The sequence below is a fragment of the uncultured Kordia sp. genome (genome assembly GCF_947489565.1).
Lineage (GTDB): Bacteria > Bacteroidota > Bacteroidia > Flavobacteriales > Flavobacteriaceae > Kordia.
Genome location: NZ_CANLEA010000058.1, coordinates 1 through 494, shown reverse-complemented (window position 1 = coordinate 494; position 494 = coordinate 1). Strand labels below are relative to the sequence as shown.

The following is a 494-nucleotide window of genomic DNA, read 5'->3' as shown; positions in this document are numbered from 1 at the left end:
GTAAGCATTGACAATCCAAGTAGTGTAGATACCGTTGTAAGTATCACTACCACAGATAACAGTGCGACCAATCCAGATGATTATACGACCACAACAGTTACAGCAACGATCCCAGCGGGACAAACGACAGTAGATGTAAGTATTCCAATTACGGATGATACTACCGGTGAACCAACGGAGGACTTCACGGTAAATGGAAGTGTAACAAGTGGCAACACGAGTAACACAAATGATAGTGGAACAGTAACGATCACCGATAACGATACACCAGCGATGAGTGTAGGTGATGTAACGGTGGCAGAAGATGCAGGAACAGCAAGTGTAGCGGTAAGTATTGACAATCCGTCTAGTGTAGATACCGTAGTAAGTATCACTACCACAGATAACAGTGCAGTAAGTACAGATGATTATACGACAACAACAGTTACAGCAACGATCCCAGCGGGACAAACGACAGTAGATGTAAGTATTCCAATTACAGATGATACTACAGG

General features: G+C 43.3%; 1 protein-coding gene. It reads left to right on the top strand.

All coding sequences use genetic code 11. From position 1 onward, the window contains the following. A partial coding sequence (locus Q0845_RS27715; RefSeq protein ID WP_298521208.1) for a Calx-beta domain-containing protein occupies nt 1-494 on the top strand: 494 nt, incomplete at both ends.